This window comes from Bacillus sp. MM2020_4, assembly GCF_011250555.1.
In the GTDB taxonomy this organism is placed as follows: Bacteria; Bacillota; Bacilli; order Bacillales; family Cytobacillaceae; genus Neobacillus.
Window position 1 is genome coordinate 228,954 of record NZ_JAANMZ010000001.1, and the last position, 19,098, is coordinate 248,051.

General features: G+C 41.2%; 18 protein-coding genes and 1 other annotated feature. All 18 genes read left to right on the top strand.

Annotated features, from left to right (window positions below):
* The first annotated feature begins 11 nt into the window (after positions 1-11).
* The 18 genes from G6554_RS01185 (at position 12) to pyrE (ending at position 19,080) form a co-directional block, all read left to right on the top strand.
* Positions 12-473 carry a cell division protein SepF gene (locus tag G6554_RS01185; RefSeq protein ID WP_166237900.1) on the top strand — a complete coding sequence of 154 codons (462 nt, stop codon included), beginning with the start codon at positions 12-14 and terminating at the stop codon, positions 471-473.
* A gap of 5 nt (positions 474-478) precedes the next feature.
* Positions 479-742, top strand: coding sequence for a YggT family protein (locus G6554_RS01190; RefSeq protein WP_166237902.1), 264 nt, complete (start codon positions 479-481; stop codon positions 740-742).
* A 32-nt stretch (positions 743-774) separates the two neighbouring features.
* Positions 775-1,548 carry a YlmH family RNA-binding protein gene (locus G6554_RS01195; protein WP_166237904.1) on the top strand — a complete coding sequence of 258 codons (774 nt, stop codon included), beginning with the start codon at positions 775-777 and terminating at the stop codon, positions 1,546-1,548.
* A gap of 86 nt (positions 1,549-1,634) precedes the next feature.
* On the top strand, positions 1,635-2,150 hold the full coding sequence (locus G6554_RS01200) for a DivIVA domain-containing protein (protein ID WP_166237906.1): 516 nt from the start codon (positions 1,635-1,637) through the stop codon (positions 2,148-2,150).
* Between the two features lie 51 nt (positions 2,151-2,201).
* Positions 2,202-2,444: a binding site (T-box leader), on the top strand.
* A gap of 80 nt (positions 2,445-2,524) precedes the next feature.
* Positions 2,525-5,296 (top strand): isoleucine--tRNA ligase, encoded by a 2,772-nt coding sequence (gene ileS, locus G6554_RS01205; RefSeq protein WP_166237908.1) that lies wholly within the window; start codon positions 2,525-2,527, stop codon positions 5,294-5,296.
* Positions 5,297-5,445: 149 nt separating this feature from the next.
* Positions 5,446-5,742 (top strand): hypothetical protein, encoded by a 297-nt coding sequence (locus tag G6554_RS01210; protein WP_166237910.1) that lies wholly within the window; start codon positions 5,446-5,448, stop codon positions 5,740-5,742.
* Between the two features lie 60 nt (positions 5,743-5,802).
* A complete protein-coding gene (lspA, locus tag G6554_RS01215) occupies positions 5,803-6,315 on the top strand; it encodes a signal peptidase II (protein ID WP_207627474.1) in 513 nt (170 codons plus the stop codon).
* On the top strand, positions 6,287-7,198 hold the full coding sequence (locus tag G6554_RS01220) for an RluA family pseudouridine synthase (protein ID WP_166237914.1): 912 nt from the start codon (positions 6,287-6,289) through the stop codon (positions 7,196-7,198). Before lspA ends, G6554_RS01220 begins: the two co-directional genes overlap by 29 nt.
* 180 nt (positions 7,199-7,378) lie before the next feature.
* Positions 7,379-7,921 carry a bifunctional pyr operon transcriptional regulator/uracil phosphoribosyltransferase PyrR gene (gene pyrR / locus G6554_RS01225; RefSeq protein ID WP_166237916.1) on the top strand — a complete coding sequence of 181 codons (543 nt, stop codon included), beginning with the start codon at positions 7,379-7,381 and terminating at the stop codon, positions 7,919-7,921.
* A gap of 174 nt (positions 7,922-8,095) precedes the next feature.
* The gene (locus G6554_RS01230) at positions 8,096-9,406 is read left to right on the top strand and encodes a solute carrier family 23 protein (RefSeq protein ID WP_166237918.1); all 1,311 of its coding nucleotides are present in this window, start codon (positions 8,096-8,098) and stop codon (positions 9,404-9,406) included.
* Between the two features lie 152 nt (positions 9,407-9,558).
* On the top strand, positions 9,559-10,500 hold the full coding sequence (locus tag G6554_RS01235; RefSeq protein ID WP_166238136.1) for an aspartate carbamoyltransferase catalytic subunit: 942 nt from the start codon (positions 9,559-9,561) through the stop codon (positions 10,498-10,500).
* On the top strand, positions 10,460-11,746 hold the full coding sequence (locus tag G6554_RS01240; RefSeq protein WP_166237920.1) for a dihydroorotase: 1,287 nt from the start codon (positions 10,460-10,462) through the stop codon (positions 11,744-11,746). The genes G6554_RS01235 and G6554_RS01240 overlap by 41 nt, the downstream gene beginning before the upstream one ends.
* The gene (locus tag G6554_RS01245) at positions 11,743-12,855 is read left to right on the top strand and encodes a carbamoyl phosphate synthase small subunit (RefSeq protein ID WP_166237922.1); all 1,113 of its coding nucleotides are present in this window, start codon (positions 11,743-11,745) and stop codon (positions 12,853-12,855) included. The genes G6554_RS01240 and G6554_RS01245 overlap by 4 nt, the downstream gene beginning before the upstream one ends.
* Entirely contained in the window at positions 12,834-16,040 is a 3,207-nt protein-coding gene (gene carB / locus G6554_RS01250; protein WP_166237924.1) for a carbamoyl-phosphate synthase large subunit, read from the top strand. The genes G6554_RS01245 and carB overlap by 22 nt, the downstream gene beginning before the upstream one ends.
* The gene (locus G6554_RS01255) at positions 16,037-16,810 is read left to right on the top strand and encodes a dihydroorotate dehydrogenase electron transfer subunit (protein ID WP_166237926.1); all 774 of its coding nucleotides are present in this window, start codon (positions 16,037-16,039) and stop codon (positions 16,808-16,810) included. Before carB ends, G6554_RS01255 begins: the two co-directional genes overlap by 4 nt.
* Positions 16,807-17,748, top strand: a complete 942-nt coding sequence (locus tag G6554_RS01260) for a dihydroorotate dehydrogenase (RefSeq protein ID WP_166237928.1) — start codon at positions 16,807-16,809, stop codon at positions 17,746-17,748. The genes G6554_RS01255 and G6554_RS01260 overlap by 4 nt, the downstream gene beginning before the upstream one ends.
* The gene (gene pyrF, locus G6554_RS01265; protein WP_166237930.1) at positions 17,720-18,436 is read left to right on the top strand and encodes an orotidine-5'-phosphate decarboxylase; all 717 of its coding nucleotides are present in this window, start codon (positions 17,720-17,722) and stop codon (positions 18,434-18,436) included. The genes G6554_RS01260 and pyrF overlap by 29 nt, the downstream gene beginning before the upstream one ends.
* Positions 18,433-19,080, top strand: a complete 648-nt coding sequence (gene pyrE, locus G6554_RS01270; protein ID WP_166237932.1) for an orotate phosphoribosyltransferase — start codon at positions 18,433-18,435, stop codon at positions 19,078-19,080. Before pyrF ends, pyrE begins: the two co-directional genes overlap by 4 nt.
* The last annotated feature ends 18 nt before the right edge of the window (positions 19,081-19,098 follow it).

A 19,098-nucleotide genomic window follows, 5' to 3' on the forward strand; every position in this document is an offset into this window, starting at 1 on the left:
AGAGAAAGATAATGACGATTAAATCGAAATTAAAGACATTTTTCTTTTTAGATGATGAATTTGATGAAAACAATGATGTGTATGCAGATCCTGTTGAACCTGTTAAACAAAAACAGACACCAGTAAAAAGTCATAATGTTGTTAGTCTGCAAAGTATCCAAAAGTCTACAGGTTCTTCCACTATTTCTAAGTCGTCAAAGGTCATATTAGTGGAACCAAGGACCTATTCAGAGTCAGCCGATATTGCCGACCATTTAAAAAGTCGACTGGCTGTTGTGGTGAACCTGCAGCGTATCGACAATGAACAAGGCAGGCAAATAATTGATTTTTTAAGCGGTGCCGTCTATGCACTCGGAGGCGACATCCAAAAAATCGGTTCTAGCATTTTTTTATGTACTCCTGATAATATCGAGGTGTCGGGTAATATTTCGGATTTAATTCCTGACCATGAAAATCTAAATACAAGGTGGTAATGATGATGGCTTTTGTTTTTAGTTTATTGCAGCAGATCATCCAGATTTATTCGTGGGCCTTAATTATTTACATCTTAATGTCCTGGTTTCCAAATGCTAGAGAGTCCACAATTGGTCAATTTCTAGCAAGAATTTGTGAACCCTATTTAGAGCCGTTTAGAAAAATTATTCCGCCGTTTGGAATGATGGATATCTCACCAATTGTCGCATTTCTTGTTTTAAACTTTGCTTCTAGTGGTCTAGGCAGTGTGTATTTATGGCTTACGTAAGTAATTTACTCATTAGGTTGTGTTATGCATAAATGAACATATATCAGCATTTCCGTCTGGAAGAACGGGAATATATTGACCAGGTTATAGATTGGAGAAGTTTTGTTGAAACACATTACACCCCAAAACTTACAGATTTTCTAGATCCAAGAGAGCAGCATATCCTCAAAATGCTGATTGGAGAAAATAGTGATGTCAGATTTAGACTTTTTGGCGGTCCACTTGGTGTAGAACGAAAAAGGGCTTTTATTTTCCCGGATTATTTAGAAGCTAATGAAAATAACTTTCAAATTAGTCTATTTAACATCGAGTATCCGGCGAAGTTCGTGACAATTGAACACCGTCAGGTTTTAGGCACCCTTATGTCCTTGGGGCTTAAGCGTGGGAAGTTTGGTGACATTTTAATAAAAGACGGTCAAATTCAACTATTTGCAGCCAAAGAAATTAGTGATTTTATTAAAAGCAATGTCGAATCAATTGGCAGAGCAGGGGTAAAATTAGTTGAAACTGATATGGCTCATGCAATTGCTGCAACTGAATTATGGGACGAACAGGATTTAACCGTATCTTCTTTACGAATTGATACTATTATTTCAGGGATTTATCATATTTCACGTCAAAAATCGCTTACTTACATTCAACAGGGGCTTGTGAAAGTTAACTGGACAGTCATAGAAAACCCATCGTTTGCTTGTGAAGCAGGTGATATGATTTCCGTCCGCGGTCATGGAAGAGCCAAAATTGTTGGGATCGACGGTAAAACGAAAAGAGAAAAATGGCGAATTATTGTAGGGAAACAAAAATAATTTAATAAAAAAGCAGGATATTCGTAAAACTTGTCGAATATTTGCTTATACATATAGAAGTATCAGATTGTATGGAGGTGGCATCAATGCCGTTAACGCCGTTAGATATTCACAATAAAGAGTTTAATAAAGGTTTTCGCGGGTACGATGAAGATGAAGTAAACGAATTTCTTGATCAGGTCATCAAGGATTATGAACTAGTACTCAGAGAGAAAAAGGAAATGGAAGAGCGTTTGAAAGATATGAATGAGCGTCTTGGACATTTTGTGAATATCGAAGAAACACTTAACAAATCAATCGTAATTGCTCAAGAAGCAGGAGAAGATGTAAAACGCAATGCTCAAAAAGAAGCAAAACTGATTATTAGAGAAGCGGAGAAAAATGCCGACCGGATTGTAAATGAGTCGCTATCGAAGGCAAGAAAGATTGCCCTGGAAATCGAGGATTTAAAGAAGCAGTCAAAGGTTTTCCGTACCCGTTTTAAAATGTTGATTGAAGCACAGCTTGATATGCTGAATACAGATGATTGGGATCATTTATTAGAATATGAAGTAGATGCAACAGAGTTGAAAATTCACCAAGAAGAAGATTCATTAGCTTGACGAATGGCGTTTTATTAGCATATAATTTTTAAACATAGTTATATAGAATGGAAATTGACGATGAAAGGGACAGTACAATTTTTCAAAGGCTTTATGAAGCGAGCCGGGGTTGGTGAAAGCCCGGTAAGGCCGAAGGATTGGAAGATCACCCTCGAGTTCCGGACCGAATCCTAATGATAAGGGCTGTAGGCTCTGGCGTGTTATTCACGTTACGAATGGTAAAGCGGATAGCCCGTTAAATATGGCTATCTATCAGGGTGGTACCGCGGGAATTAAAACCTTCTCGTCCCTTTTGGGATGAGAGGGTTTTTTTATTTGTCAAATGGTTATTCTGTTATGTATGAAGATGAAGAGGAATACAGGAGGAAAAGGAAATGGAATATAAAGATACGTTATTAATGCCGAAAACTGAATTTCCAATGCGTGGAAATCTTCCCCAAAGAGAACCTGAATTACAGGCAAAATGGGAAGAAATGAATATTTACCAACTGGTGCAAGATAGAACGAAGGGAAGGCCGATATTTGTATTACATGACGGTCCGCCTTACGCCAATGGGGATATCCATATGGGTCATGCCTTGAATAAAATTTTAAAAGACATGATTGTCCGCTATAAATCAATGAGTGGATTCCACGCCCCATATGTTCCTGGCTGGGACACACACGGATTACCTATTGAACAGGCATTAACGAATAAAGGTGTCAAACGCAAAGAAATGACGGTTGCTGAATTCCGTGAGCTTTGTACAAAATATGCACTTGAACAGATTGATAATCAACGTACTCAATTTAAGCGTCTGGGTGTTCGTGCTGATTGGGAAAATCCATACATCACCCTAAAGCCTGAATATGAGGCACAGCAAATAAAAGTGTTCGGTGAAATGGCGAAAAAGGGCTATATTTATAAAGGCCTTAAGCCTGTTTATTGGTCTCCTTCAAGTGAATCAGCTTTAGCTGAAGCAGAGATTGAATATCAAGACAAAAAATCAGCATCCATCTATGTTGGATTCAAGGTAAAGGACGGCAAGGGGGTACTTGATACCGATACACAAATTGTAATCTGGACAACGACCCCATGGACCATTCCGGCAAACCTTGGTATTTCTGTCCATCCGGATTTAACGTATGTGGTGGTTGCAGTTAACGATAAAAAGTATTTAATTGCAGAAGCACTACTAGAAGCGGTTACCAAGGAAGTTGGCTGGGAGGATACAGAGGTTGTTCAAAAGGTCAAAGGTGCAGAATTAGAAAGAATCGTTGCTGTTCATCCTTTATATGACCGTGAATCTTTAGTCATGTTAGGTGAACACGTAACTACAGATGCTGGAACTGGCTGTGTTCACACTGCACCTGGACATGGGGAGGATGACTTCTATATTGGTCAAAAATATGGTTTAGACGTCCTGTGCCCTGTAGATGATAAAGGTGTTATGACAAGTGAAGCACCTGGCTTTGAAGGATTATTTTATGATACAGCCAACAAGCCGATAGCACAGGCTTTAGAAGAGGCTGGGGCATTGTTAAAGCTTTCGTTTATTACACACTCCTATCCACATGATTGGAGAACGAAGAAACCGGTTATCTACCGTGCAACAGCTCAATGGTTTGCTTCTATTAAAGACTTCCGCGATGATTTGCTTGAAGCAGTGAAGGAAACAAAATGGGTACCTGCTTGGGGTGAAACAAGGCTATTTAATATGGTCCGCGACCGTGGTGATTGGTGTATTTCCCGTCAACGTGTATGGGGTGTACCTATTCCAGTGTTCTATGCTGAAACGGGTGAAGAGATTATTACGGATGAAACCATCGACCATGTATCAAACCTATTCAGGGAAAACGGTTCAAATATTTGGTTCGAACGTGAAGCTAAAGAATTGCTTCCTGAAGGATTTACACATCCAGGAAGTCCAAACGGGACATTTACAAAAGAAACAGACATTATGGATGTATGGTTCGATTCCGGGTCATCCCATCAAGCAGTGCTCCTTGAGAGGGAAGACTTAGTCCGCCCTGCTGACCTTTATCTTGAAGGATCTGACCAATACCGCGGATGGTTTAACTCTTCATTGTCAACTGCTGTTGCTGTAACTGGTAAAGCTCCATATAAAGGAGTTTTAAGCCACGGTTTTGCCTTAGATGGTGAAGGCAGAAAAATGAGTAAGTCACTCGGAAATACGGTGGTACCTGCGAAAGTGATGAATCAGCTTGGTGCCGATATTTTACGACTTTGGGTTGCTTCTGTTGATTATCAGGCAGATGTGCGTGTTTCTGATGCCATCTTAAAACAGGTTGCCGAGGTTTACCGAAAAATCCGAAATACATTCCGTTTCTTGCTTGGTAACTTAGCGGATTTTGATCCAACAGTAAATATGGTTGCCTATGAAAACCTGCGTAAAGTGGATCAATTTATGCTTGTAAAATTAAATAAATTGATTAAATATGTCCGCAATGCATATGAAAATTATGAATTTGCCGGGATCTATCATGCGGTCAATAATTTCTGTACTCTTGACTTAAGTGCCTTTTATCTTGATTTTGCAAAAGATGTTCTTTATATTGAGGCAGAAAATAATCATGAGCGCCGTGCAATTCAAACTGTTTTATATGAGTCATTGCTTGCTTTAACAAAGCTAGTATCGCCAATTCTTTCACATACTGCTGATGAAGTTTGGAAGTTTATCCCTAATGTTCAAGAAGAAAGTGTCCAATTAACAGACCTTCCGGAATATCAGGAGCTTGCTGATTCAGATGTTTTGGAAGAAAAATGGACGGCATTCATGAAGCTTCGCAATGATGTATTAAAGGCACTTGAGGAAGCCAGAAATCAAAAAGTAATTGGAAAATCGTTAACTGCAAAAGTTACACTTTATGTTACCGATAAATCAAAGACCCTTTTAGATACAATTGAAGAGAACTTGAACCAATTGTTTATCGTATCTGGATTTGAAGTGGCTGGAGCATATGATCAGGCTCCTGAAAATGCACTTAAATTAGATACAGCAGCTATCGTCATTACAAAGGCTGAAGGCGAAACATGTGATCGTTGTTGGATTGTGACACCTGAAGTGGGTCAAGACCCAGAACATAAAACCCTTTGTCCACGCTGTGCAGATGTAGTAAAAGGAAACTATTCACATCTAGCATAAGAAGAATGCCCTGAGTATAAAAGCTCAGGGTTTTTTGTCTTTATTATCCTCCACCGTTAATTGTTGTTGATGATGTCAAATGTTTTTCCGTGTTAGCCATTCGCGAACGGAGATAATAAGACAAATGACAAACCACGGAGGTAACAACTATGAATGCCTTGCAGGAAAAGCTGTTTTTGGAACTCCGTCAATCAAAGGAAGAGATCGAGAATTCGTTAAAAAGTAAACAAAGACAAAATTGGCTTACGATTATTTTAGAAGATGAACTAAAAGACCTTAATGCAGCTATTCAAAAGTTTGAAAATGGAAACTTTGGACAGTGTGAAATCTCCGGTGAATTGATACCGGAGGATTTATTAAAGATGATCCCCACTCTAAGGTCAATAAAGGATTCAGAGGATTTGGATTCTTATTGCAAAAAATCAGTATCCGTTTCTTTTTTATAAGGTAACATTGCCGTTTCGCGAAAAAGTATGCTAAAATGCATTAGAAGTATGTCAGGTTAAATGTTGTGGAGGTATTTCTTAGTGCTTTATTACTTAATCGCAATTTTTGTTATATTATTAGACCAAATTACTAAATGGTTAATTGTTAACAACATGTATTTAGGAGAAAGTATCCCCATCATTGATAATGTTTTGTATATTACTTCTCACCGTAACCGCGGTGCAGCATGGGGAATCCTTCAAGGTCAAATGTGGCTCTTTTATGTACTTACCATTGTAGTTATTGTGGCAATCTTGTATTACATACACAAAGCCGCAAAGGGAAAATGGTTATTAGGAGTATCGCTTGCATTTATGCTTGGAGGTGCTATCGGTAATTTTATTGATCGTGTCCTTCGGAAAGAAGTAGTCGACTTCATTCATACGTATATTTTCAGTTATAATTTTCCGGTTTTTAATATTGCAGACTCTGCACTAGTAATTGGAGTAATTTTGCTGATGATTCAAATGCTGCGTGATGAGAGAGAAACAAAGGAGAAAACGTATGGAGAAAATGGAACACACCATTCTTGAGGAACAAAAAGGAGATCGGATTGATAAGGTCATTTCTGCCCTTAATGATGAATGGTCACGGACACAAGTACAGCAATGGATTAAAGCTGGAAATATCCTTGTAAACGGACAATCCGTCAAAACAAATTATAAGTGCGGCCTGAAAGATGAAATTGAAATAACGATCCCGGATCCGGAAGAATTAGATGTATTACCTGAAAATCTTGATTTAGAAATTTATTATGAAGATAAAGATGTTTTAGTTGTTAACAAACCGAGGGGGATGGTGGTTCACCCTGCTCCGGGTCATTTGTCAGGAACGCTCGTTAATGGCTTAATGGCACATTGTAAGGACTTATCCGGTATTAATGGCGTATTAAGACCTGGCATCGTTCATCGGATTGATAAAGATACCTCAGGATTGTTAATGGTGGCTAAAAATGATCTGGCACATGAAAGTCTTGTGAATCAATTGGTGAAAAAAACGGTGACTCGTAAATATAAAGCTATTGTCCATGGGGTCATTCCCCACGACTATGGGACGATTGATGCTCCGCTTGGACGGGATACAAAAGACCGCCAAAGCATGGCAATAGTTGATAACGGAAAGCATGCAGTCACCCATTTTCAGGTACTGGATCGGTTCAAAGATTTTACATTCGTAGAATGTCAATTGGAAACAGGTAGAACTCACCAGATTCGAGTTCATATGAAATATATTGGTTTTCCACTTGCGGGAGATCCCAAATATGGTCCGAAGAAAACGCTGGATATTGACGGACAAGCATTGCATGCAGGTGTTCTTGGGTTTATCCACCCTAGAACAAACGAATATTTGGAATTTGAAGCACCACTTCCAGAGGATTTCGAACGATTGCTTGAACAGCTACAAAATAATCGTTGACGTATGCGTAAAATTACAGTAAGATAACAATAGTTTAATAAGCCTTTAATTCGGCCCCGTGAGGCTGAGAAGGAACGGTTAAAAGAATGGCTCTCCTTGTGCCTTTCTTGCATTATAACTTATCCACCTCTCACCTTCCGGCGAGAGGTTTTTATTTTTATAAAAAAGAGAAGGTGTAACATGACCCGTAAAGCACTTGTCCTTGATGAGCAGGCAATCGGAAGAGCCTTAACTAGGATTGCCCATCAAATTATTGAGAAAAATAAAGGAATCGATGATTGCATTCTTGTTGGGATACGAACACGAGGGATCTACATTGCTGAACGACTTGCGGCTAAGATTGAGGAAATTGAAGGAAAGACGATTTCTGTTGGGGAAATCGATATTACACTTTATCGCGATGATTTGACCAAAAAAACGGAGAATCAGGAACCACTTGTAAAGGGCTCGAATATTCCGGATGATATTAATAATAAAAAAGTGATCCTTGTGGATGACGTATTATATACAGGCAGAACGGTCAGAGCCGGACTTGATGCTCTAATGGATATCGGTCGGCCGGCTGTTATCCAACTTGCCGTTTTAGTAGACCGCGGGCACCGTGAGCTCCCAATTAGAGCGGATTATGTAGGAAAAAACATTCCCACTTCAAGCGAGGAAAAGGTTGTTGTTGAGTTATCGGAAGTGGATAACCTTGATCAAGTAAGTATTTTTGACAAATAAATAGCTGCCCTTTTAATTGCAGTCCCGTGAGGCTGACAAAGGGGAAAAGAGCCGTTGAATTTTTTCGTGCGCGGCATTTTCTGAACCCTCTTTGTACCTTAACGGACAATGAGGGTTTTTTTATTGAATAAAGCAGAAACTAAACCAAATAAAAATATAACAGGGGAGATTACCATGAATAACAAACCTATCCTAGACGTATCAGATAAACCAAAACTATCTCAGTGGCTTACTTTAAGTATCCAGCATTTATTCTCCATGTTTGGGGCCACCATCCTTGTTCCATATCTAGTCGGCTTGAGTCCGGCAATTGCCCTTATTTCAAGCGGGCTTGGCACTCTGGCGTTTATATTGATAACAAAAGGGAAGGTTCCGGCTTACCTAGGATCATCCTTTGCCTATATTATTCCGATCAAACTTCTTAATGAAGCTGGCGGGCCCGGTGCTGCAATGGTTGGGACATTCTTAGCCGGACTCGTATATGGAATTATCGCTCTTATTATTAGTAAGGCAGGATACCGCTGGATTATGAATCTGCTCCCGCCAATTGTAGTTGGACCTGTTATTGTAGTAATCGGCTTATCTGTTGCAAGTACAGCAGTAGGAATGGCTATGAATAACCCAGCAGGAAATTATAGTATGCTTCATTTCTCAGTTGCCTTGGTTACGCTAATTGCCACCATCATTTTCTCGATTTTTGCCAAAAAGATATTAAGCATAATCCCAATATTAGCTGGAATCATTATTGGTTACATTTACGCATTAATCGTCGGAATCGTCGATTTCCAACCGGTATTGAAGGCCGATTGGTTTGAAATGCCGGAGTTTGTCATTCCGTTTGTCACTTATAAAGTGAAAATCACTTGGGATATTTTCTGGTTAATGGTGCCAGTCGCAGTGGTTACCATCTCTGAACATATCGGCCATCAGTTAATCCTTAGTAAAGTAGTTGGGCGTGACTATATTAAAAATCCAGGCCTGCATCGCTCCATTCTTGGTGATGGGACAGCAACTATTATTTCGGCGTTGATTGGCGGACCGCCAAAAACAACGTATGGAGAAAATATCGGTGTTCTTGCCATTACTCGGGTTTATAGTGTATATGTTCTGGCAGGTGCTGCAGTTTTGGCTGTGATCTTCGGATTTATCGGAAAAATTACAGCGTTAATCCAAACGATTCCAACCCCGGTTATGGGTGGTGTATCGATCCTGCTATTCGGAATTATTGCCTCATCGGGGTTAAGAATGTTAGTCGATAGTAAAATTGATTTTGATGATAAACGAAACTTGGTTATCTCATCGGTTATTCTTGTCATCGGACTTGGCGGAGCTATTCTTAAGCTTCCATTTAAAGATATTCAAATTCAAGGAATGGCTTTAGCTGCTATCTTGGGGGTAGTGTTAAACCTTATTCTTCCTGGTAGACAACCGGTAAGTGATAATATGTTTGAAGAGGAAGTAAACGAAAACCAAAAAACTGCATAATGAGGAAACCTTTTAACTTAGTCCAGAGAGGCTTAGAAGGGTGTTAAGCTTGAACCATCCTGTTTGTGGGATGGTTTAGGCTGGAATCAAGGCACCCTGAATGTTGTTCAGGGTGCCTTTTTTATGCTAAAAACGGGAGGCGGAAAAGGATGATACATCATTTACTGACCACAAATGAATTGAAGATAGAGGAAATTTATCAACTACTTGAGGATTCTAGAAGATTTTCTGAAGGGATGGTCTGGAGGCCGGAACAGCAAATGTATGCAGCCAACCTCTTTTTTGAAGCAAGCACAAGGACAAAATGCAGTTTTGAAGTGGCGGAAAGAAGATTAGGCTTTGGGGTAATCCCGTTTGAAGTAGAAACCTCTAGTGTCCAAAAAGGGGAGACACTTTACGATACTGTCAAAACCTTGGAATCGATTGGAGTAAATGCGATCGTTATTCGCCATAAGCAGGATCGGTATTTTGACAATCTTGTTGGAAGAGTGAATATCCCGATTTTGAACGGCGGGGATGGCTGCGGGCATCACCCGACACAGTCGCTCCTTGACCTATTAACCATTCAGCAAGAGTTTGGACAATTTGAAGGCCTGAAAATTGCAATTATTGGGGATATCAGCCATAGCAGAGTGGCACGTTCTAATGCTGATGCGTTAACAAGACTTGGAGCAGAGGTTATTTTCTCTGGGCCGGAGGAATGGTTTGATTATCATAGTTTGAATTCAACAAAATTCAGGCCAATTGATGAGGCCATTAGAGAAGCGGATGTGGTAATGCTCCTTAGGGTTCAGCATGAACGCCATCAAAGGAAGGGAAGCTTCACCGCCTCCGAGTATCACCGTCAATATGGCCTTACGTTAGAAAGAGAGCGGCAAATGAAACCAAATAGCATTATTATGCATCCTGCACCAGTAAATCGGAATGTTGAAATTGCTGATAGTCTCGTAGAATGTGGGCGTTCAAGAATCTTTAAACAGATGGAGAACGGTGTATTTGTCAGGATGGCAGCCTTAAAACGCTCAATCGAAAGTTTACTAGGAGGGAATCAATATGAAACTACTTATTCAGAACGCAAAATACATAGCATCTAATGGACAATCGGATGTGACCGATCTTTTAATCGAAAATGGAATGATTACAAGACTTGAGAAGCAGATTCAAGCAGACGCTGACCGCAAAATAGACGCGGCCGGAATGATCGTCTCACCAGGATTCATCGACCTTCATGTGCATCTTCGTGAACCAGGCGGTGAGAAAAAAGAAACCATCGCAACCGGAACAATGGCAGCTGCAAAAGGCGGGTTTACCACTGTTGCCACCATGCCAAATACCCGACCGGTGCCTGACACCAAAAACAATATGGACGACTTACAAAAGCGGATTAAAGAGACGGCCAATGTTCGTGTTTTACCTTATGCTTCGATTACCACGAGACAATTGGGTCAGGAATTAACGGATTTTGAGGTTTTGAAAAATGCTGGGGCATTCGCTTTTACGGATGATGGGGTTGGTGTTCAATCAGCCAATATGATGCTCGAGGCGATGAAAAAAGCTGCCGCCATTAATATGACCATTGTAGCCCATTGCGAAGAGAATACTTTAATTAATAAAGGCTGTGTACATGATGGTTTATTCGCAAAACAGCATCATTTAAATGGAATTCCATCTGTATGTGAGTCAGTCCAAATTGCCAGAGATGTACTGCTTGCTGAAGTGACAGGGTGCCACTACCATGTTTGCCATGTCAGCACGAAGGAGTCCGTTCGAGTGATTAGAGATGCGAAGAAGGCAGGTATCCACGTGACTGCGGAAGTCACACCGCACCACCTAGTCCTCACACAAGATGATATCCCAGGACTTGATGCGAATTTTAAAATGAACCCACCGTTAAGGGATGTGGCTGATCGTGCCGCTTTAATTGAAGGACTCTTGGATGGAACAATCGATTTCATTGCTACCGATCATGCCCCGCACACGCAAGAAGAAAAAAGCGAAGGAATGGAGTTGGCACCGTTCGGAATTGTAGGATTTGAGACAGCCTTCCCGCTCCTATACACACACTTTGTGTTAAAAGGGATTATCTCTTTGGAACAATTAATTGGATTTTTAACGCATAAGCCGGCTGAAAGCTTTTCACTTCCATATGGAAAAATGGAAGTAGGAGCACCTGCTGATCTCGTTCTCTTAAATTTAGAGGCAGAGGACGAAATTAATCCCGCAAAATTTCTATCAAAAGGAAAAAATACACCATTCACTGGCTGGAAATGCAAGGGCTGGCCGGAGATGACAATTGTAAACGGCAAGATAGTTTGGGAAAAAGGAAGTGTAACAGCATGAAAGCACAGCTAATTTTAGAAGATGGAACGATCTTTATCGGAGATGGCTTTGGCAGTCATATGGATACGATTGGTGAAGTTGTTTTTAATACAGGAATGACAGGGTATCAAGAGATTCTATCAGATCCTTCCTATTGCGGGCAGATCGTTATGCTTACCTACCCGTTAATCGGAAATTACGGGATCAACCGTGATGATTTTGAATCCATTCACCCGGCGGTTAAGGGGTTTATTGTCAAAGAAGTAACGGATTTCCCTTCTAATTGGCGCAGTGAATTTACACTTGATGAATATTTTAAGATGAAAAGAATTCCCGGAATTGCTGGGATTGATACGAGGAAACTGACGAGGATTATCCGTCAGCATGGAACATTAAAAGGTGCCATTTGCAGTACCGATCGGGACCCATATGAGGTTATCAGCAGATTGAGACAGACAAAGCTTCCAATTGACCAAGTCAGAACAGTCTCAACAAAAAATCCTTATCCAAGCCCAGGTCGAGGTCATCGGATTGTTGTTGTTGATTTTGGGATGAAACATGGTATTTTGCGAGAACTGAATTTGCGTGGGTGTGATGTTGTTGTTGTGCCATACCATACAACTGCTGACGAAATTCACCAGCTAAGACCAGATGGAATCATGCTGACAAACGGACCTGGAGATCCAAAAGATGTACCTGAAGCAATTCATATGATAAAACAGGTGCTGGGGAAAATACCGATCTTTGGAATCTGCTTAGGGCATCAATTATTCGCGCTTGCGTGCGGTGCAAACACAATCAAAATGAAGTTTGGTCATCGTGGTTCAAATCATCCTGTTAAGGAATTGGCTACCGGCAAAGTGGCCATTACTGCACAAAACCACGGATATACAGTAGAGGAAGAATCATTACATCAAACGAGATTAGCGGTTACACATATAGCATTAAATGATGGATCGATAGAGGGCTTAAAACATTTAGATTATCCAGCCTTTACAGTCCAATACCATCCAGAAGCATCACCGGGGCCTGAGGATGCAAACAATTTATTTGAACAGTTACTAACCATGATTGATGCCGAGAAAGAGAAACAGGAGGGAAAAGCAGCATGCCAAAACGTACAGATATAAACTCCATATTAGTGATCGGTTCAGGACCCATTGTCATTGGTCAGGCTGCAGAATTTGATTATGCCGGCGCACAGGCATGTATCGCTTTAAAAGAGGAAGGATACCGGGTTATCCTCGTCAATTCCAATCCTGCGACCATTATGACTGACGCAGAGATGGCGGATGCGGTTTACATTGAACCATTAAACGTAGATTTCGTCAGCAGAATTATTCGTAAAGAACGACCTGATGCATTAGTCGCTACACTCGGCGGTCAGACAGGTTTGAACCTTGCCGTGGAACTTGCAAAATCAGGAGTTCTAGAAGAGTGTGAAGTTGAAATTTTAGGGACGAAACTTTCGGCAATTAATCAAGCAGAGGATCGCGAATTATTCCGCAGCTTAATGAATGAACTAAATGAACCTGTTCCGGACAGTGAAATAATCCATGAATTGGATGAAGCGAAGGCATTTGTTGAAAAAATCGGCTTCCCGGTAATTGTCCGTCCAGCCTTTACACTTGGCGGAACCGGCGGCGGGATCTGTCACGATCTCGAAGAATTAGAGGAGATTGTGACAAGCGGCCTAAAGAATAGCCCTGTACATCAATGTTTACTAGAAAAAAGTATTGCAGGCTTTAAAGAAATTGAATATGAGGTCATGCGTGATTCTGCCGATAACGCAATTGTTGTATGTAATATGGAAAATATTGACCCAGTTGGAGTTCATACTGGAGATTCCATCGTTGTTGCACCGAGCCAAACCTTAAGTGATCGTGAGTATCAGCTATTACGAAATGTTTCCCTTAAAATCATTCGTGCCTTAGGAATTGAGGGTGGATGTAATGTCCAGCTTGCATTAGATCCGGATAGTTTTAAATACTATATAATTGAAGTAAATCCAAGGGTTAGTCGTTCATCGGCACTTGCATCCAAAGCCACAGGATATCCAATTGCGAAACTGGCTGCCAAAATTGCCGTAGGCTTAACACTTGATGAGATGCTTAATCCGGTAACAGGAAAAACATATGCATGCTTTGAACCGGCACTAGATTATATTGTGACCAAGATCCCACGCTGGCCATTTGATAAATTCGAGTCAGGCAACCGCTCGCTTGGAACTCAGATGAAGGCTACGGGTGAGGTCATGGCAATTGGCAGAACCTTTGAAGAATCCTTGCTTAAAGCCATTCGTTCACTAGAAGTCGGGGTTCATCATTTTGCATTAAATGGAGCAGACAAAATTGATAATGAATTACTTGAAAAAAGAATTCATAAAGCAGGGGATGAACGTCTCTTTTATATTGCGGAAGCCTTAAAGCGAGGGATTTCGATTGATACCATTCATCAATGGAGCAAAATTGATCTCTTTTTCCTAAAGAAAATGGAAGGGATTGTGGAACTGGGAGTTAAACTTGAAGCCCATCCATTGGATAGTGAACTCCTCTACGAAGCAAAGCAAAAAGGTTTTTCCGATCATATAGTAGCGGAGCTTTGGAATAAAACAGAAATAGAAATCTATAATTTGCGCAAGGATTTAGGTATCCAGCCTGTTTATAAAATGGTAGACACATGCGCGTCAGAATTTGAGAGCGAAACACCTTATTATTATGGGACGTATGAAGAGGAAAATGAATCAGTTGTGACTGATAATACTAGTGTGGTTGTACTTGGCTCCGGACCCATCCGAATCGGCCAAGGGATTGAGTTTGATTATGCGACAGTCCATTCCGTTCAAGCAATTAAAGAAGCTGGCTATGAGGCAATTATCATAAACAATAATCCGGAAACTGTCTCAACTGATTTCAGTATTTCCGATAAGCTCTATTTTGAACCGCTGACAATTGAAGACGTTATGCATATTATCGATTTAGAAAAACCAATTGGTGTGGTCGTACAATTTGGCGGGCAGACGGCTATTAATCTAGCAGCAGATTTAGTGAAACATGGGGTAAAAATACTAGGAACAAGTCTTGAAGATGTAGACCGTGCGGAGGATAGAGATAAATTTGAACAAGCATTAGAAAAATTAAATGTACCGATGCCACTTGGGAAAACAGCCTTATCTGTTGAAGAAGCGGTCACAATCGCAGACGATATTGGTTATCCAGTTTTAGTCCGCCCATCATACGTTCTAGGCGGACGGGCAATGGAAATTGTCTATCAAAAGCAAGAATTGCTGCAGTATATGGAAAATGCCGTGAAAATTAATCCAGAACACCCAGTTTTAATAGATCGTTATTTAACAGGGAAAGAAATCGAAGTGGATGCCATTTGTGACGGGGAGAATGTATTAATTCCGGGGATTATGGAGCATATTGAACGGGCCGGGGTCCATTCTGGTGATTCCATTGCCGTTTATCCGCCGCAGACACTTTCAGATGAAGTAAAGCAAACACTTGCCGAGTATACGGAAAAGTTAGCAAAAGGATTAAATATCATTGGACTGTTAAATATTCAGTATGTCTTATCAGATGCCCAAGTCTATGTGCTGGAAGTGAACCCACGTTCAAGCCGGACCGTACCGTTTTTGAGTAAAATAACCAATGTGCCAATGGCAAAAATAGCGACAAAGGCCATTCTAGGAATATCGCTAGAAAAACAAGGATATCAGTCAGGACTTGTCCCAGAAAAAAGCGGCGTATATGTCAAAGTCCCTGTCTTCTCTTTTGCAAAACTAAAAAGTGTCGATATTACTTTAGGACCGGAAATGAAATCTACTGGTGAAGTAATGGGGAAAGATATCACGCTTGAAAAGGCATTATATAAAGGCCTAATTGCTTCTGGAATGAACGTTCAACGATTCGGTACGGTATTGTTCACCATTGCTGACAAGGATAAGGGAGAAGCTTTAAAACTTGCGGAAAGATTTGCGGCTAATGGCTACCGTCTAATGGCTACAAGCGGGACAGCTTCTGTCTTAGAGTCAGCCGGATTGAAAGTAAAGGTTGTTGGAAAAATTGGTTCAGTGGGTCAAACATTATTGGATGTCATTCATAGCGGGGACGTTCAATTTATCATCAATACGCTGACAAAAGGAAAACAGCCGGAGAGAGACGGCTTTAGAATCCGCCGGGAAGCAGTTGAAAATGGGGTCCCGTGTTTAACATCATTAGATACTGCAGATGCGATATTGAAAGTGGTAGAGTCGATGAACTTTTCCGCAGAAGCGATGGGTTCGGTAGCTAAGGAGGCAGTCCTTGTATGATGCAAAAAGAACTATGCCCCATTATCAGTCAAACAGAAATTGCTGAAGATATATTTGAACTGACGGTGAAAGCGGAATTCGTAAAGGAAATCAAAGCTCCAGGGCAATTTGTTCATATTCGAGTTGCGCGAGCCCTGGATCCGCTGCTCAGGAGACCCATCAGCATTTCATCGTTTCATTCTGAGGAACAACTGATAACCATGATTTATCGGATGGATGGCAAGGGGACTTCAAGACTTGCTGAAATGGGACCAGGGGAAGAGCTTGATATCCTTGGTCCATTAGGAAATGGCTTTCCTGTGGAAGAAATGGAACGAGGGGAAACAGCTCTGCTAGTTGGCGGGGGAATCGGGGTACCGCCACTTTATGAACTTTCCAAACAATTAAAGGCGAAAGGGATTAACGTCATACATGTTCTGGGTTTTCAAACAGAATCAGCAGTTTTTTATGAACGAGAATTTTTGAAAAATGGTGAAACGTACGTGGCTACAGTTGACGGCACCTATGGGACAAAAGGATTGGTTACAGATATCATGAGAAATTTACAGTTTGATAGTATTTATGCCTGCGGGCCCACACCAATGCTTAGAGCTCTCGAGCAACAATACCCTTTTAAAAAGATGTTTTTATCGTTAGAAGAACGAATGGGCTGTGGCATTGGTGCTTGTTTTGCCTGTGTCTGTCACAAGGCAGATGATCCAACAGGAATTTCCTATAAAAAAGTTTGCAGTGACGGACCTGTTTTCCGTGCAGGGGAGGTAGTTTTATGAACCGATTAAATGTTGCGTTACCTGGATTAAACCTAAAAAATCCAATCATGCCGGCATCAGGCTGTTTCGGCTTTGGTCGTGAATACAGTCAGTTTTATGATTTAAGTAAACTTGGAGCCATCATGATTAAAGCAACTACCGTTGAGCCGAGATTTGGCAATCCTACCCCTCGTGTCGCAGAAACGGATGCCGGGATGCTGAATGCCATTGGCCTGCAAAATCCTGGACTAGAAAAAGTCGTTTCAGAGGAATTACCGTGGCTTTCACAATTTGATGTACCGATTATGGCAAATGTTGCCGGTTCTCTTGAAGAAGATTATATTGAGGTGGCACGTGAAATCTCAAAGGCTCCTAATGTTCACGCATTGGAATTAAATATTTCTTGTCCAAATGTAAAAACAGGCGGGCTTGCGTTTGGAACCATTCCTGAAGTAGCGAAGCAATTGACTTGGAAGGTAAAAGAGGTTTCCGAGGTTCCGGTCTATGTGAAGCTGTCGCCCAATATCACTAATATCGTCGAGATGGCAAAGGCTGTGGAAGAGGGCGGGGCTGATGGCCTTACAATGATCAATACATTGGTCGGAATGAAATTAGATTTAAAAACAGGCAGACCCATTTTAGCTAACAAAACAGGGGGACTTTCCGGACCAGCGATTAAGCCAGTTGCCATTCGAATGATTTACGAAGTAAGCCAAGCCGTATCGCTGCCGATTATCGGAATGGGCGGTGTCCAATCAGCGGAGGATGTCATCGAGTATTTTTATGCAGGTGCAAGTGCTGTTGCGGTTGGAACAGCGAATTTTGTTGATCCATATGTCTGCCCAACTATCATTGAGGAATTGCCAGTACTTTTGGAAAAACTAGGATATGAACACATCAGTGAATGCAAGGGAAGGAGTTGGAAGGAACATGGACAACTCGCTTATCATCGCGCTTGATTTTGCGAATAAAAGTGAAATTGAACGGTTCTTGACACCGTTTGTGGATCGAAAACTTTTTGTTAAGGTAGGTATGGAGCTTTTTTATCAGGAAGGACCAGCCATTATTGATCAGTTAAAAAATATGGGCCACCAGATTTTTCTTGATTTAAAGCTGCATGATATCCCGAACACTGTTAAAAGTGCTATGAAGGGGCTTGCACGTTTGGAGTGCGATCTTGTAAATGTTCATGCCGCCGGAGGAAAAGAAATGATGCAGGCAGCGTTAGAAGGATTGGACACAGGGACTGCCGCAGGGCAGAAACGTCCATATTGTATCGCCGTTACCCAATTGACCAGCACTTCACAGGAGCAAATGAATAGTGAGCAGCTCATTCCAGTTACATTGAAGGAATCCGTCCTCCAATATGCTTCTTTAGCAAAAGATGCAGGTCTTGATGGGGTAGTCTGCTCGGCATGGGAATCCGCAGCCATTCATACCAAAACGGGAAACGAATTTTTGACCGTTTGCCCAGGAATTAGGATGGAATCTGACCAGGTAGGAGACCAAAAACGGGTTGCCACACCTCAATATGCCAAAGCTGCAGGTGTAAGTTCGATTGTAGTTGGACGTTCCATTACTCGGTCATCGGACCCTGTGAAAAGCTATGAACAATGGATAAATGCATGGAGGGGAATACATCAATGAAACAGAAAATAGCTGAAAAATTATTAGAAATCAATGCCGTGGCGCTAAGCCCGCAAGAGCCATTTACTTGGGCATCAGGTCTTAGGTCCCCTATTTATTGTGATAATCGCCTTACCTTGTCATTTCCCGCAGTAAGAAGGGAAATTGCTGCAGGATTGCGGAACCTAATCCTAGAAAACTTTCCGGGGACAGGAGTAATTGCCGGAACGGCAACAGCAGGAATTCCGCATGCTGCTTGGGTCAGTGAACGAATGGATTTGCCGATGTGTTATGTCCGTTCGAAAGCAAAAGGTCATGGCAAAGGAAATCAGATTGAAGGAAAAGTGGAACAAGGTCAAAAGGTTGTCGTTGTTGAAGACCTGATATCAACAGGCGGCAGTGTCATTACAGCAGTACAAGCCTTAAGAGAAGCAGGCTGTGAAGTGCTTGGGGTGGTATCTATTTTTACCTATGGGCTTGAAAAGGGAAAACAGTTACTTAATGAAGAGGGAATTAAGACATATTCGCTAACGGATTTTTCAACATTAATTGAGGTAGCCATTTCAAAAGGGTATGTAAGCTCGAAGGACCAGGAAAGTTTGCTTTTATGGAGCAAAGACCCAGCAAATTGGAGTAAACAGTTCGAAGATGTAACACTGAAATAACGAAAAAAGGATGTCCTA